This window comes from Hominibacterium faecale, from assembly GCF_020734085.1.
Taxonomy (GTDB): Bacteria; Bacillota; Clostridia; order Peptostreptococcales; family Anaerovoracaceae; genus Hominibacterium; species Hominibacterium faecale.
This window is the reverse complement of the sequence record NZ_JAJAGH010000011.1, coordinates 1-13222: the sequence shown is the minus strand read 5'-3', so window position 1 is coordinate 13222 and position 13222 is coordinate 1. Positions and strand designations below refer to the sequence as shown.

At 48.8% G+C, this 13222-nt stretch carries 16 protein-coding genes and 1 tRNA gene; 15 read left to right on the top strand and 2 right to left on the bottom strand.

The features are described from left to right. Positions 1 to 455: 455 nt before the first annotated feature. On the bottom strand, positions 456 to 1016 hold the full coding sequence (locus LG211_RS15745) for a hypothetical protein (RefSeq protein WP_269477962.1): 561 nt from the start codon (positions 1014 to 1016) through the stop codon (positions 456 to 458). A gap of 125 nt (positions 1017 to 1141) precedes the next feature. After that, positions 1142 to 1558 (bottom strand): Rpn family recombination-promoting nuclease/putative transposase, encoded by a 417-nt coding sequence (locus LG211_RS15740; RefSeq protein WP_269477961.1) that lies wholly within the window; start codon positions 1556 to 1558, stop codon positions 1142 to 1144. A gap of 244 nt (positions 1559 to 1802) precedes the next feature. Here LG211_RS15740 and nadA point away from each other — a divergent pair, with 244 nt between their 5' ends. The 15 genes from nadA (at position 1803) to LG211_RS15665 (ending at position 13108) form a co-directional block, all read left to right on the top strand. Then, the gene (gene nadA, locus LG211_RS15735) at positions 1803 to 2714 is read left to right on the top strand and encodes a quinolinate synthase NadA (protein WP_148398985.1); all 912 of its coding nucleotides are present in this window, start codon (positions 1803 to 1805) and stop codon (positions 2712 to 2714) included. Positions 2715 to 2726: 12 nt separating this feature from the next. Then, entirely contained in the window at positions 2727 to 4040 is a 1314-nt protein-coding gene (locus LG211_RS15730; protein ID WP_148398987.1) for an L-aspartate oxidase, read from the top strand. Continuing rightward, positions 4000 to 4869, top strand: coding sequence for a carboxylating nicotinate-nucleotide diphosphorylase (gene nadC, locus LG211_RS15725; protein WP_465250805.1), 870 nt, complete (start codon positions 4000 to 4002; stop codon positions 4867 to 4869). The genes LG211_RS15730 and nadC overlap by 41 nt, the downstream gene beginning before the upstream one ends. Positions 4870 to 4950: 81 nt before the next feature. Beyond that, positions 4951 to 5499 carry a DJ-1 family glyoxalase III gene (locus LG211_RS15720; protein ID WP_269477960.1) on the top strand — a complete coding sequence of 183 codons (549 nt, stop codon included), beginning with the start codon at positions 4951 to 4953 and terminating at the stop codon, positions 5497 to 5499. Continuing rightward, complete coding sequence (locus LG211_RS15715; RefSeq protein ID WP_148398991.1) at positions 5484 to 6284, top strand: PHP domain-containing protein; 801 nt, start codon at positions 5484 to 5486, stop codon at positions 6282 to 6284. The genes LG211_RS15720 and LG211_RS15715 overlap by 16 nt, the downstream gene beginning before the upstream one ends. 147 nt (positions 6285 to 6431) lie before the next feature. Next, the gene (locus LG211_RS15710) at positions 6432 to 7490 is read left to right on the top strand and encodes a M23 family metallopeptidase (protein ID WP_253020245.1); all 1059 of its coding nucleotides are present in this window, start codon (positions 6432 to 6434) and stop codon (positions 7488 to 7490) included. Positions 7491 to 7611: 121 nt separating this feature from the next. Beyond that, complete coding sequence (gene cysE, locus LG211_RS15705) at positions 7612 to 8271, top strand: serine O-acetyltransferase (RefSeq protein ID WP_269477959.1); 660 nt, start codon at positions 7612 to 7614, stop codon at positions 8269 to 8271. Next, a complete protein-coding gene (cysS, locus tag LG211_RS15700; protein ID WP_148398997.1) occupies positions 8258 to 9661 on the top strand; it encodes a cysteine--tRNA ligase in 1404 nt (467 codons plus the stop codon). The genes cysE and cysS overlap by 14 nt, the downstream gene beginning before the upstream one ends. A gap of 2 nt (positions 9662 to 9663) precedes the next feature. Beyond that, entirely contained in the window at positions 9664 to 10059 is a 396-nt protein-coding gene (locus tag LG211_RS15695) for a Mini-ribonuclease 3 (protein WP_148398999.1), read from the top strand. 1 nt (position 10060) lies between these two features. Continuing rightward, positions 10061 to 10291, top strand: coding sequence for a hypothetical protein (locus LG211_RS15690; protein WP_148399001.1), 231 nt, complete (start codon positions 10061 to 10063; stop codon positions 10289 to 10291). 12 nt (positions 10292 to 10303) lie between these two features. Further along, the gene (thyA, locus tag LG211_RS15685; protein WP_148399003.1) at positions 10304 to 11134 is read left to right on the top strand and encodes a thymidylate synthase; all 831 of its coding nucleotides are present in this window, start codon (positions 10304 to 10306) and stop codon (positions 11132 to 11134) included. Positions 11135 to 11143: 9 nt separating this feature from the next. Continuing rightward, positions 11144 to 11623 carry a dihydrofolate reductase gene (locus LG211_RS15680; protein WP_148399005.1) on the top strand — a complete coding sequence of 160 codons (480 nt, stop codon included), beginning with the start codon at positions 11144 to 11146 and terminating at the stop codon, positions 11621 to 11623. A 1-nt stretch (position 11624) separates the two neighbouring features. After that, positions 11625 to 12368, top strand: a complete 744-nt coding sequence (gene rlmB / locus LG211_RS15675; protein ID WP_148399007.1) for a 23S rRNA (guanosine(2251)-2'-O)-methyltransferase RlmB — start codon at positions 11625 to 11627, stop codon at positions 12366 to 12368. Then, a complete protein-coding gene (gene sigH / locus LG211_RS15670; protein WP_148399035.1) occupies positions 12349 to 12960 on the top strand; it encodes an RNA polymerase sporulation sigma factor SigH in 612 nt (203 codons plus the stop codon). Before rlmB ends, sigH begins: the two co-directional genes overlap by 20 nt. Positions 12961 to 13031: 71 nt before the next feature. Further along, positions 13032 to 13108 (top strand) — tRNA-Thr (locus LG211_RS15665). Positions 13109 to 13222: the final 114 nt, after the last annotated feature.

Sequence of the window (13222 nt, the reverse complement as noted above, 5' to 3'; positions counted from 1 at the left end):
GCAGCTCTGCGGAGTTTGCCTGCGCAAAACGTTTTTTGCTGCGGGAGTTGTGAGTTGAGATGAGGGGCGCGGCTCCCCTTGTGGGGGAGCGCGGATTTGTGTTGGGATAAGGAGCGGGCCCTTCGGGCCCGGATTTTTAAAGGGTGCAAAGTAAAATGATCGCTGGAGCTTGTTTTGGTCTAAGATTGCGATGATTTTTCATCGTGAAAAAAGAAAAAATTCAGAAGAGCGATAATTTGCTGCTGTTTTTGGGTGGATTGGCAGCGAAAAAGGCTAAAAATTATCGCTGGGAAGGCTGCTGGGCACAGATCGCGATGATTTGCTCCCGGCCTCCACCCTGTCCAGGCTTCCGGCCTAGATCCCCAAAAGTGAAACTCACAGCAATAAGTGAAAACATGAAAAGAGAAAGCCTGCATATCCCCAATAGGAGACTGCAGGCTTTCTCTTTGATATGATCAACGATACAGAAATTTATAAAGTTCAGATGCTTCTGCATCTGGATATTTTTTTATGACCTCAAGGATCGCCGCGATATCCGCTTCCGGCTCCTCCAGGGCGTCCGCTATTTGTGGTATGGATTGATGCTTTAGGTATTTTGTTTTCACTTTTTCAATGGTTTTAATGATTGCGCCTTCCGTTCTTCCCTGTTCCAGACCTTCTTTACGTCCCTGCTCGCGGCCTGTCTGGTAGCCATCATTTTCGCGGATGGTCTCACATTCTTCCCTGCTCAATTCGTCATATAAAAAACTCACAACCTCACCACCATTCCTTTTCAGGAAATCCCGCAGGCTCCCTTCCTTGACGCAGGCCTTCACGGCCTCTTCGATGGCGGCTTTCAGGTCACCCATGCGCTTTTGGTTCTCACGCACGGTGTGGATGAACCGACTGTATTCGGAGAGAGTTTTGCAATGGGCCAAAACCTCCGCGGCCTGGCCGTAGTTCACATTGATGACCTTCACCACCGCTTCTAAGGTTATTTTATCACATTTTTCGAAAAATGCGTTAGAAAGTTTCAATTCCTGCTCCAAAGGCGCGGCCTGGATGCCGTTGTAAAAAACGTAAAGCTCCGGCGCGGGTAATAGTGTACTGATACGCTGAAAATTCGGCAAATGACTTGCCGGATTTTCCCCTCACTGCGTTGTCATCGTTCGCCGTAGCTACGGCTACGCCTCATTCTTCCGTCTTGTGAGATGAAAAATCCTTCGACGTCATTTATCCAAACTTCAGCGTGCCAGTACACGAAATGCTTGCTGTAAATGGCCTTGGAAAAATAGAATTTTTCATATTCTTTGGCGATGTAAACCAGCATCCTCAGTGGCATGTTGGGGTTGATCGTGGACTGGTGTTCGATCAGGATGATGAGGCGGCCTTCGATGATAAAAGCCAGATCGTTCTTCCGGTCCCCAAAGATGGCTTCTTCCAACGTAACGATTTCAATTTGGGTATCCTTTGCGTAGTGCCGCCCGGAGAGGGCGCTGTACAGCTCCAGGAGTTTTTCCTTGTCGTCGAAGAACTGGCGGAATACGCTGTCTTTGTAAATGTGTTTCGGTTTTGTCATGGTGATAAATCCCCCTTTTGATGGTTTTGCAAGTTTGTGCCGGTGTACCTAACTTATATTTTGTATATAAATGTAATTTATAGAAGTATATACCATATAATGTTAAATGTCAATATATACCATTTAATTAAAAGCGGGATTTGCGCGAGAATCAAACCGGAATTTACAAATGTCTTGACACCTGTAAAGAAATGTGCGATAGTTAAATTAGTATGTTTTATAGTTTAATCGTAGGAGAAAGACAATGGCTGATATTGTAAATCAAATTAAAAAGTTAAAAGAAGAAAACGATGTGCTCATTCTGGCGCATTATTACGTAGATGAAGAGGTACAGAAGATCGCCGACTGTGTGGGCGATTCCTACTATCTCAGCGAAAAGGCCGTAGAGGCCACAGAACAAGCAATCCTCTTTTGCGGAGTTTCTTTCATGGGTGAGAGCGCCAAGATTCTCAATCCGGAAAAGCTGGTCTTGATGCCCGATCCTTCCGCCGACTGCCCGATGGCCCATATGGCGACGGCGGAAAAAATCAAAGCAGTCAGACAGCAGTACGACGACCTGGCCGTTGTCTGCTACATCAACTCCACGGCGGAAATCAAACGGTATTCGGACGTATGCGTAACATCTTCCAACGCCATGAAGATCGTCAAATCTCTGCCAAACAAACATATCCTCTTCGTGCCGGACGAGAATCTGGGAAGATACATCGCTTCCAAGATTCCGGAAAAGCACTTTATTTTCAATGACGGCTACTGCTATGTACATAAAGAAATAAAAAAAGAAGACGTGCTCCGCTCCAAGGAGCAATGGCCGCAGGCCGAAGTTCTGGCCCATCCCGAATGCACGATGGAAGTTCTGGAAGAAGCCGATTACATTGGCAGCACATCGGGAATCATAGCAAGAGCAGGCGAAAGCGATGCCAAAGAATTTATTATCTGCACCGAAACGGGGGTGTTCTATGAGCTTACCAAGAACAATCCGGATAAGATTTTTCATCCGGCAAAAGAACAGCAGATCTGTTCCGGCATGAAGCAGATCACGCTGGAAAAAGTATTACAGACATTAGAATCGATGGACCAGCCGCTTGTAATGGACGAAACAGCACGACTGGAAGCGCAAAAGCCGCTGACCAAAATGCTGGAGCTGGCCCAAAAATGATTGGAGAAGATCATGGAAAGCAAATATGACGTGATCGTCGCGGGCACCGGTGCCTCCGGGCTGTTCGCGGCACTCAGCCTTCCGCAAAACGTGAATGTGCTGATGATCACAAAGGACAAGACAGAAAACAGCAACTCCTACCTGGCCCAGGGCGGCATCTGCACTTTAAAAGAAGAGCAGGATTTTGAAACCTTCTTTGAAGACACCCTCCGGGCGGGGCGATATGAAAACAACAAAGAATCCGTTAAGTGCATGATCCAAGGGGCAGCGGAAGTCAACCGCCGGCTGATCTCCTACGGAGTGGAATTCGACCGCAGTGAAGACGGCGGCTTTGACTACACCAGAGAAGGAGCCCACAGCTCCTGCCGCATCCTGCACCATAAAGACGTGACCGGCAAGGAGATCACCAGCAAGCTGATCGATGCGGCACGAAAGAAAAAGAATATCACCATCGAGGAATATACGCTGATGATGGATTTGGTCATGGAAGGAAACCGCTGCTGCGGAATCATTGTAAAAGACCGGGACGGCCAGCTGAGACAAATTCAGGCAAAAGCCGTCATATTGGCTACCGGCGGCATGGGCGGTCTCTTTGAACATTCCACCAACTTCCGCCATATCACCGGCGACAGTTTTGCCATGGCATCCAAGCACCATATCAAACTGAAAAACCTCAACTACATACAGATTCACCCCACCGTGCTTTACTCCAACAAGCCGGGAAGAGGATTTCTCATATCCGAATCCGTGCGCGGAGAAGGAGCGATTCTCATTAACAACAAAGGCGAACGCTTTGTAGACGAACTGCTTCCGCGGGATGTGGTATCGGCAGCGATTCAGGAAGAAATGACAAAGACACGCAGCCAGTGCGTCTATTTGTCCCTGGCCGGCAAACCGGAACAATGGATCAAAGACCGCTTCCCCAACATCTATCAGAAATGTTTGGAGGAAGGCTACGATCTGTGCAAAGAACCGATTCCCATCACACCGGCGCAGCACTACCTGATGGGTGGAATTGAAACCAATACCAACGGCGAAACCTCTGCCAAAAACCTTTATGCTGTAGGTGAGAGCGGCTGCAACGGCGTGCACGGCGCCAACCGCCTGGCCAGTAATTCCTTGTTGGAAGGACTGGTCTTTGCCAAACGGGCCGCCGCGCTGATCGAAAAAAACATTTCTCTGATCGCTTATGGTAGAAAGCAAGTCGACTTGACCCAATACGAAGATGAAGAGGCATGGCAGGCGGATAATCGCAAGCTGATTATGAATGAGATAAAGAGAAGGGATGAAAAGTTCTATGATCAATGGTGTGACCATAAAAATTAACGTGGATAAATACCTGCTCAGCGCTTTGCAGGAGGATATCACCGGAGAAGACGTTTCCACCAATGCGGTTATGCGGGAGGAAAAGACGGGCACCGCCGACTTGATCTGCAAAGAGGACGGCGTTATCTGCGGACTGGAAATCTTTCGGCGGGTGTTTGAACTGCTGGATGAAAACATCCGCTTCGAAACTCGGTTCAAAGACGGCGATCCGGTAAAAAAGGGTGATCTGATCGGCATTGTGACCGGAGATATCCGGGCTATTCTATCGGGAGAACGAACCGCCCTCAACTATCTCCAGCGAATGAGCGGCATTGCTACCCACACCCGGAATATGGCAGCCCAGCTTGCAGAAAGCAACACAAAACTTCTGGATACCAGAAAGACCACGCCCAATATGCGCATCTTTGAAAAATACGCGGTAAAAGTAGGCGGCGGAAACAACCACCGCTATAATCTTTCCGACGGGCTGATGCTGAAGGATAATCACATCGGCGCTGCCGGAAGCGTGGCCAAAGCCGTGGAGATGGCCAAAGAATATGCACCTTTTGTCCGTAAAGTGGAAGTGGAAGTGGAAACGCTGGACCAGCTTGAGGAAGCTCTGGCAGCAGGAGCGGATATCATTATGCTGGATAATATGGACCTTGAGACCATGCGAAAAGCCGTCGAAATTACCGCAGGACGGGCGGAGCTGGAATGCTCGGGAAACGTCACCAAGCAGCGGCTGAAAGAAATCGCGGCCATCGGCGTGGACTATGTCTCCGCAGGAACGCTGACCTACGGCGCGCCTTTGATGGACATTTCCTTGAAAAACTTAAAGCCTTGCAAGTAAAATAATGGTAAGAAAGAATTCAGCCGCAGCTTGTATGCGGCTGAATTTTGGCATATACTAATGAAAAAAGGAGGTAAGATTATGGTTTACGTACATTTAGCAGATGGATTTGAAGAAGTAGAGGCGCTGACAACGGTGGATCTTTTCCGCAGAGCCCAGATTGGCGTGCAGACGGTTTCCATCACCGGAAAGAAAGAGGTTACGGGTGCCCACAATGTAACGGTGGAGGCGGATATCCTCTTTGAAGAAACCGATTATGAACAGTGTGAAATGATTGTGCTGCCTGGAGGAATGCCGGGAGCCGAGCACCTGGGAAATCACGAAGGTCTGACAAGCCACATTCGCTGCTTTGCGAAGAACGACAAATATATTGCGGCGATCTGTGCGGCGCCTATGGTCTTTGGTGCGCTGGGAGTGCTGGATGGGAAAAAAGCCACCATTTATCCGGGCATGGAGGACAAGCTTGGCGGTGCGGACTATCAAAACGAAAAGGTAGTGGTGGATGGAAAAATCGTCACATCCATGGGACCGGCCACAGCCATGCCTTTTGCTCTCAAGCTGATCGAACTGTTGAAAGGCAAGGCTGCTTCCGATGAAGTGGCAGCAGGGCTCTTATGGAACCAAAAGTAGATTTTCATATCCATACCTGGTTTTCCGACGGATCCATCTCGCCGGCGGAACTTGTAAAGCAGGCAAAAGAGAATGGCTACGACAAAATCGCCATCACCGATCATGACGGCATCGACGGAATCAAAGAAGCTCAGGAAGCCGGCAGACAATTGGGGCTGGAGATTATACCCGGTATCGAGCTGGCCACAGAAACAGAAACGGGCATCGGCCTTCACATTCTGGGCTATTATATCGATACTGAAAACAAACAGCTCTTAAAAACGCTGGACGATCTGCGCAAGAAGCGGGACGCCCGCAATGAAAAACTGCTCAAAGAGCTGGAACGCATGGGATATCCCCTTACACAGGAGGAGCTGATGCTCCGGTCCGGGCAGACCTTTATCGGAAAGCCCATCATTGCCCGTGCCATGGCGGCCAAGGGATACATCGAAAAGCCCAAGGAGGCCTTTGCAGAGGGAAAGCTCTTAGAATCACCCGCCGCAAAAGCCATTAAAAAAGAAAAGCTGAAAACCTCCGACGCCATTGGTCTGATTAAAGGAGCGGGCGGTATTGCTGTCCTTGCCCATCCCATTCAAATTCGCAAGTTTGGCACGCCTGGAAGTGAATCCTTTTATCAAAAAGTGGATGACCTGATCTCTCGTCTAAAAAAAGATGGGCTGGACGGATTGGAGTGCTTTCATTGCGATCACAGCGTCGAGCAGGCGGCCCGTTTTGTGGAAATCGCCCAAAGACATCACCTGCGTATTACCAGGGGATCGGATTTTCATGGCACAAAATTTGAATAAAAAATAGGTATAATTGGGACAAGCTGGGAATACTATATATCGTGTGCGATTAAATCCAGGTGGTGTTAAACCTGAAAACACCGCCCAGGAAGTCGCTCAAAATTCAAAGCTCCCTGTAAGGGGACAGAGAAAAAAGGAAGCGATATTATGAAAGAATTACCCAGTAGGAGCCTCCGGTTCCTAAAAACAAGAAAGAAGATCGTCATGGGAACCGCCGCCGTTTTTCTGGCCGCTGTATCCATTGCGGCCGGAACAGCCATAGTACCGTCAGACTTTGAAGTACCTGTACGTTTAGCAAATGGAGAAGTGATCACACCACCCTGGTATGTTACCGCCAATGGGCAGCAGGTTGCCCTCGTGGACAGTAAGGAAGATGCCAGAGAAGTCGTAAAAAAAGTAGCACAGCATTACAAAAACAATGAAACTGTAAAAATCGAGATAGAAGAGCAGACCTCTGCAAAAGAGATGAATCTGGAAAACGGCGATAAAAAGCCCCGGATTATGACGGTAGAGGAAGCAGCCGCTGAAATTGCGGAAAAAGAAGAGTTGACCGTCAAAACCACCGAAGTGGTTACAGAAGAAGAACCGATTGCATTCAAAGAGACTCACGAAAAAACGGACAAGCTCTATGTGGGACAGACGAAAGTCAAAAAAGAAGGCCGCAGCGGTTTGAAGAAAGTAACAAAGAAAATCACCAAGGAAAACGGAGAAGCCGTTAAAACCGACGTTGTGGAGGAAGAAATCCTTCAGGAGGCGGAGCCGCAGGTTGTGTTGACAGGGACCAAAGAAAATGAAGAAGCCCTGTTCACCGCTTCCAGGGGCACCGAAAAGCGGGGCAGCGGCAGCCTGGCGGCGCCCGTATCGACCATTCGCGTCACATCCGGATTTGGCCCCAGATGGGGAAGAACTCACTTGGGTGTGGATCTGGGAATGGCATCCGGTTCGCCCATCAGCGCCGCCGACGGAGGAACGGTGATTTTCGCCGGTTATTCGGGAAGCTACGGCAACCTGGTTAAAATCGACCACGGGAATGGACTTGTTACCTATTACGCCCATTGCAGCGCCATCCTGGCAAAAGAGGGACAAGCTGTAGAAAAAGGCCAGACCATTGCCAAAGTCGGCTCCACCGGAAACTCCACCGGCCCCCACCTCCACTTTGAGGTCCGGGTAAACGGTGAAAATGTCAACCCCATGAACTATCTGTAAGACAACTTTTTCGAGGCAAAATCAAAGGGGTGACAAATTTATCCTCACATTGTATAATATAAGGCAGGTATGCGTACCTGTCTTATTTTAATAGATATTGTAAGGATGAAAGAGGAGATACATGGCATTTTTTAAGGCAATCAGAGAAGACATACAGACCGTATTAAAAAAAGACCCGGCCGCGCGAAACGGCTTTGAGGTCCTTTTATGTTATCCGGGCGTATGGGCTTTGATCTGGCATAAGCCGGCTCACTGGTGTTACAAACATCATATGAAATTGCTGGCCAGAATCATCTCCCAGCTGACCAGATGGTTCACCGGTATCGAAATCCATCCTGGAGCCGCCATCGGCAGGCGATGTTTCATCGACCACGGCATGGCTGTGGTCATAGGCGAGACGACCGAGATCGGCGATGATGTGACCATCTATCAGGGCGTGACCCTGGGCGGTACGGGAAAGGACGTGGGCAAGCGCCATCCCACCCTGGGCGACCGGGTAATCGTAAGCTCAGGGGCCAAGGTTCTGGGGCCATTCAGAGTGGGAAACGACGTTAAGATCGGCGCCGGTTCTGTGGTACTCAAGGAGATTCCCGACGGCTGTACGGTGGTGGGAATACCTGGGACCATCGTAAAACGGAGCAAGCCGACCAATGAAGATCTCAACCAGGTAGACCTGCCGGATCCAATCGCCGTCGAGCTGGAGTGCCTGCGGAGACGTATCGTAATGCTTGAAAATAAATTGAGGGAACAACAGAAAGGAAAAAACGATGAAAATATATAATACCTTGACAAGGAAAAAAGAAGAATTTGTGCCAGTGGATCAGAATGAAATCAAAATCTACGTCTGTGGACCGACGGTTTACAACTACTTTCACATCGGCAACGCCAGGCCCTTCGTCGTCTTCGACACCCTGAGAAAATATCTGGAGTACCGGGGAAAAAACGTAAAGTTTGTCCAGAACTTTACCGATGTGGACGACAAGATCATCAATAAGGCCAGAGAAGAAGGCGTCAGCGCCGGAGAAATCAGTGAAAAATTTATTGAAGAATACTATAAAGACGCGGCGGCGCTCAATGTAAAGAAAGCGAACGTCCATCCCAAGGTGACCGAGAACATGGATGAGATCATCGCCTTTGTCAAAGACCTGATCGATCTGGGATATGCCTATGAGGTTGACGGCGATGTTTACTACAGCACCAGAGCCTTTAAGGATTATGGAAAGCTTTCCGGACAGAACATCGAGGATTTGGAATCGGGCGCCAGAATTGAAGTGGGCGAAAAGAAAAAAGATCCATTGGATTTCGCCCTTTGGAAGGCGAGAAAGACGGACGATGAAATCGCCTGGGAATCCCCATGGGGAATGGGGCGGCCCGGCTGGCACATCGAATGCTCCACCATGTCAAAGCGGTATCTGGGCGATACCATCGATATCCATGCCGGCGGACAGGATTTGACCTTCCCCCACCACGAAAACGAAGTGGCCCAGTCGGAGGCCCACAGCGGCAAGCAGTTCGCCAACTACTGGATGCACAATGGTTATATTACCATTGATAATGAAAAGATGTCCAAATCCAAGGGCAACTTCTTTACCGTAAGGGATATCCTCAAGGAGTATGATGGAGAGGTGATCCGATTCTTCCTGCTTTCGGGCCATTACCGCAATCCGATCAACTTCAGCGACAGCCTCATGGAACAGGCCAAGAACGGTCTTGCCAGAATGGAGAATGCCAAGAGCAATCTCAAGCACTTAATCAGTACCTGCCAGGGAACGATGTCTGAGAAAGAACAGGACACTTTGAAGGGTTACGATCAATATAGACAGGAATTCATTGCCGCTATGGAGGATGACCTGAATACGGCTGATGCCATTTCCGCAGTATTTGAACTGGTGACGGCCATCAACACCGCCGTAAAAGACGGTTGCAGTAAAGAATTTGCAGAAAAATCTTTGGAAACACTGATGGAGCTTGCCTCTGTTTTGGGACTTCTGCAGCACGATCAGGAAGATGAGGGCGGCATTGACGATGACATTCAGGCGCTGGTCGATGAACGTCAGGAAGCGAGAAAAAACAAGAACTTTGCCAGAGCGGACGAGATTCGCGATCTGCTGAAAGAAAAGGGAATTACCCTGAAAGATACTCCGCAGGGCGTACAGATTATCAAAGAATAGATATGGATATAAAGGAAGTAAAAACCATCAATACGACAGCGCTGGCCTATCTGGGCGATGCGGTCTACGAAGTGGCCGTGCGCAGATTCATCATGGAGACCGGTCAGCACAACGCGGATCGGCTTCATCAAATCGCCGTAAGGTTTGTCAGGGCCGAAGGCCAGGCGCTGGCGATAAAAAAGCTGATGGACGAGCTGACGGAGGAAGAGCAGGCGCTGGCCAGAAGGGCCAGAAACCGCAAAATCACTTCCAAGCCCAAGAATACGGATCCGGTGACTTACAAACTGGCCACCGCTTTCGAAGCACTGGTCGGCTACCTGTATTTGGCGGATCAGCAGGACCGGCTCAAGTGGTTCATTGATCGGGCAATTGAAACGATAAATAAAAACGGAGCATAAGATGGCGAAAAAAAAGAAAAAAGTCCGTAATAAGGCCCGGGACGTTTTTACGGATTACTATGAAACCAATAAACAGTACGCAAAGGAAAACCGAGAGCGGCAGCAGCAGGAGGGGAAAGCCACTGGCAGAGAAAGCTGGAAGTGGCATAATCTTTCCTCCACGGAAAAGACCTATATTGTCGTTATTGCCCTGGGGCTGATCGGCATCTTTGTTAAATATGTAATTTTTTAGACAGGAGAGAAAATGAGCAAAGCAGATCAATTATTTGTAACCATGTGCGGAAATATTTTGGAGCACGGGTTTTCATCGGAAGGCCAAACTGTGCGCGCCAAGTGGGAAGACGGAACGCCGGCTCATACCATAAAAACTTTTGGGGTAGTCAACCGCTACGATTTGCAGGAAGAATTTCCGGCCCTGACGCTGCGGCCGACGGCGATTAAATCGGCAGTGGACGAGATCCTTTGGATCTGGCAGAAAAAATCCAACAACATCAACGACCTCAAGAGCCGCATTTGGGACGAGTGGGCGGATGAAGAGGGGTCCATCGGCAAAGCCTACGGCTACCAGATGGGTGTGAAGTACAAGTTCCCCCATGGAGAGATGGATCAGGTGGACAATGTTTTGTGGCAGCTTCGCCATACCCCTTATTCGAGAAGGATTATGACCAATATTTATAATTTCAGCGATCTGATGGAGATGGGACTGGAGCCTTGCGCTTACAGCATGACCTTCAACGTAACCGGTAATAAGCTCAATGCCATCCTCAACCAAAGATCCCAGGATATTTTGACGGCCAATAATTGGAACGTAGTGCAGTATTCGGTGCTGATTCACATGTTCGCTCAGGTATCGGGTTTAGTACCAGGTGAGCTGGTTCACGTAATCGCGGATGCCCATATCTATGACCGGCATGTTCCGGTCATAAAAGAACTGATTCAAAGGCCTCAGTATCCGGCCCCCAAGTTCACGCTCAATCCGGATATCAAAGATTTCTATGACTTTACGGTGGACGATCTTAAGATTGAAGATTATCAAAAGAATCCCCAGATTAAAAATATACCCGTTGCAATTTAGGAGATCGGAATGAACGCAATTGTAGTTGTAGATGAAAACTGGAACATTGGCAGGGACGGGGGACTTTTGGTCCATCTTCCCGGCGACTTGAAATATTTTAAAGAGCGCACTTACGGAAAAACGGTGGTCGTGGGGCGAAAAACCCTGGAATCCTTTCCCGGCGCAAAGCCCCTCCCCGGAAGAAAAAATGTGGTTCTTTCACGAAATGAGGATTACAATCCAAAAGACTGCACGGTCTATCACTCAAAAGAAGAGCTGATGGAAGCTCTGGCCGGCGAAGAAGTTTTCGTATCCGGCGGCGAACAGATTTACCTCCAGTTTATGGAAGATTGCCGGCGATTTTATGTAACAAAGATCTATGCATCCTTTCCAGCGGACCGATCCTTTCCCAACCTGGATGAGATGGAGGACCTTGCGGTCACCTGGAAAAGCGATGTTCAGGAAGAAAAAGGAATTCGCTACCAATTTTTTGAGTATACGAGGATATAGAATGGCAGATACTATGATTATCGGCAGAAATGCCGTTATGGAGGCGCTGAAAAGCGACCGGGAAATTGAAAAGCTGATTGTGGCCAAGGGTGCGGAAGGTTCCATCCGTAAGATAACCGGCATGGCTAAGGAGAAAAAGATACCCATTCATTACAGCGACAAATCTGCGCTGGACCGCGTTGCGGAAGGAAAAAACCATCAGGGAGTGGCGGCCTGGGTTTCCCAATATCGGTACTGCCAGGTGGAAGATATTCTGGACCGTGCTGCAGAGCGCGGCGAAGAACCGCTTTTGATCCTGCTGGACGGACTGGAAGATCCCCACAATCTGGGAGCCATCATGCGCACCGCAGAATGCTGCGGCGCTCACGGTATTGTAATTCCAAAACGGCGGGCAGCAGGGTTGACCGAAACGGTAGCTAAAGCTTCTGCCGGCGCCATCGAGCATATGCTCTGCGCAAAGGTTGCCAATATTGGTCAGACGATCGACAAGCTGAAAACGCAGGGGATCTGGGTGGCAGCCTGCGACATGGACGGGCAGATTTACAGCCGGCAGAATTTGACGGGCAAACTGGCGCTGGTGATCGGCGGCGAGGGGGCCGGCATCAGCAGGCTGGTACGGGAAAAATGTGATTTCACCGTATCAATCCCCATGAAGGGAAAGATTACTTCGCTGAACGCGAGTTGTGCGGCGGCAATTTTAATGTACGAGGTGGTAAGGCAGCGTGATGGACAAGCGTTACGATGAGCTGACGGATGAACAGCTGGTAGAAGAAGCTCAGGCGGAAAGCCTGGAGGCGGAAGAATATCTGATTCGAAAATACAAAGAAGTGGTGAGAAGCAGGGCCAAGCTGTATTTTATTATGGGCGCTGATGGCGAGGATGTGGTTCAGGAAGGGATGATCGGCCTCTTTAAAGCTATTAAGAGTTACGATTGCGCAAAAGACGCATCCTTTCATACATTTGCGGAACTGTGCATCAACCGTCAGATCATAACAGCCATCAAAACTGCCAGCCGGCTCAAGCATTCACCACTCAATACCTCCATCTCACTTAACAAACCGGTTTCTGAGGAAGAGACAGATGGAACTCTGGAAGAAACCCTCTGTTCGGACAGCAATTCGGATCCGGAAGCCCAGCTGCTTCTCAAGGATGTGGTGAAATCTATCATCGGCAACGAGGGCAATATTTTCAGCAAATTTGAGATGCAGGTATGGAATGAGTATTTGACGGGAAAGAATTATAGACAGATTGCAGAAGGTCTGGGAAAAAGCCCGAAAGCCGTTGATAATGCCATCCAGAGAACCAAGAAAAAAATTTTAGCGTACTTGTGTCAATAATTAAGCGTTTTCACTCATTTCTTTTGTTGACACAAGCCCTAAAATATAGTACCATATGAATTGATCGGCGTGCTGTTGTAGCTCAGTTGGTAGAGCACTTCCTTGGTAAGGAAGAGGTTCGGCAGTTCGAGTCTGCTCAACAGCTCCAATTTTTTAACGATTAAACACATTTTAGGAGGAAATTGAAATGGCAAAGGCAAAGTTTGAAAGAAACAAACCACATATCAATATCGGAACCATTGGACACGTAGACCATGGTAAG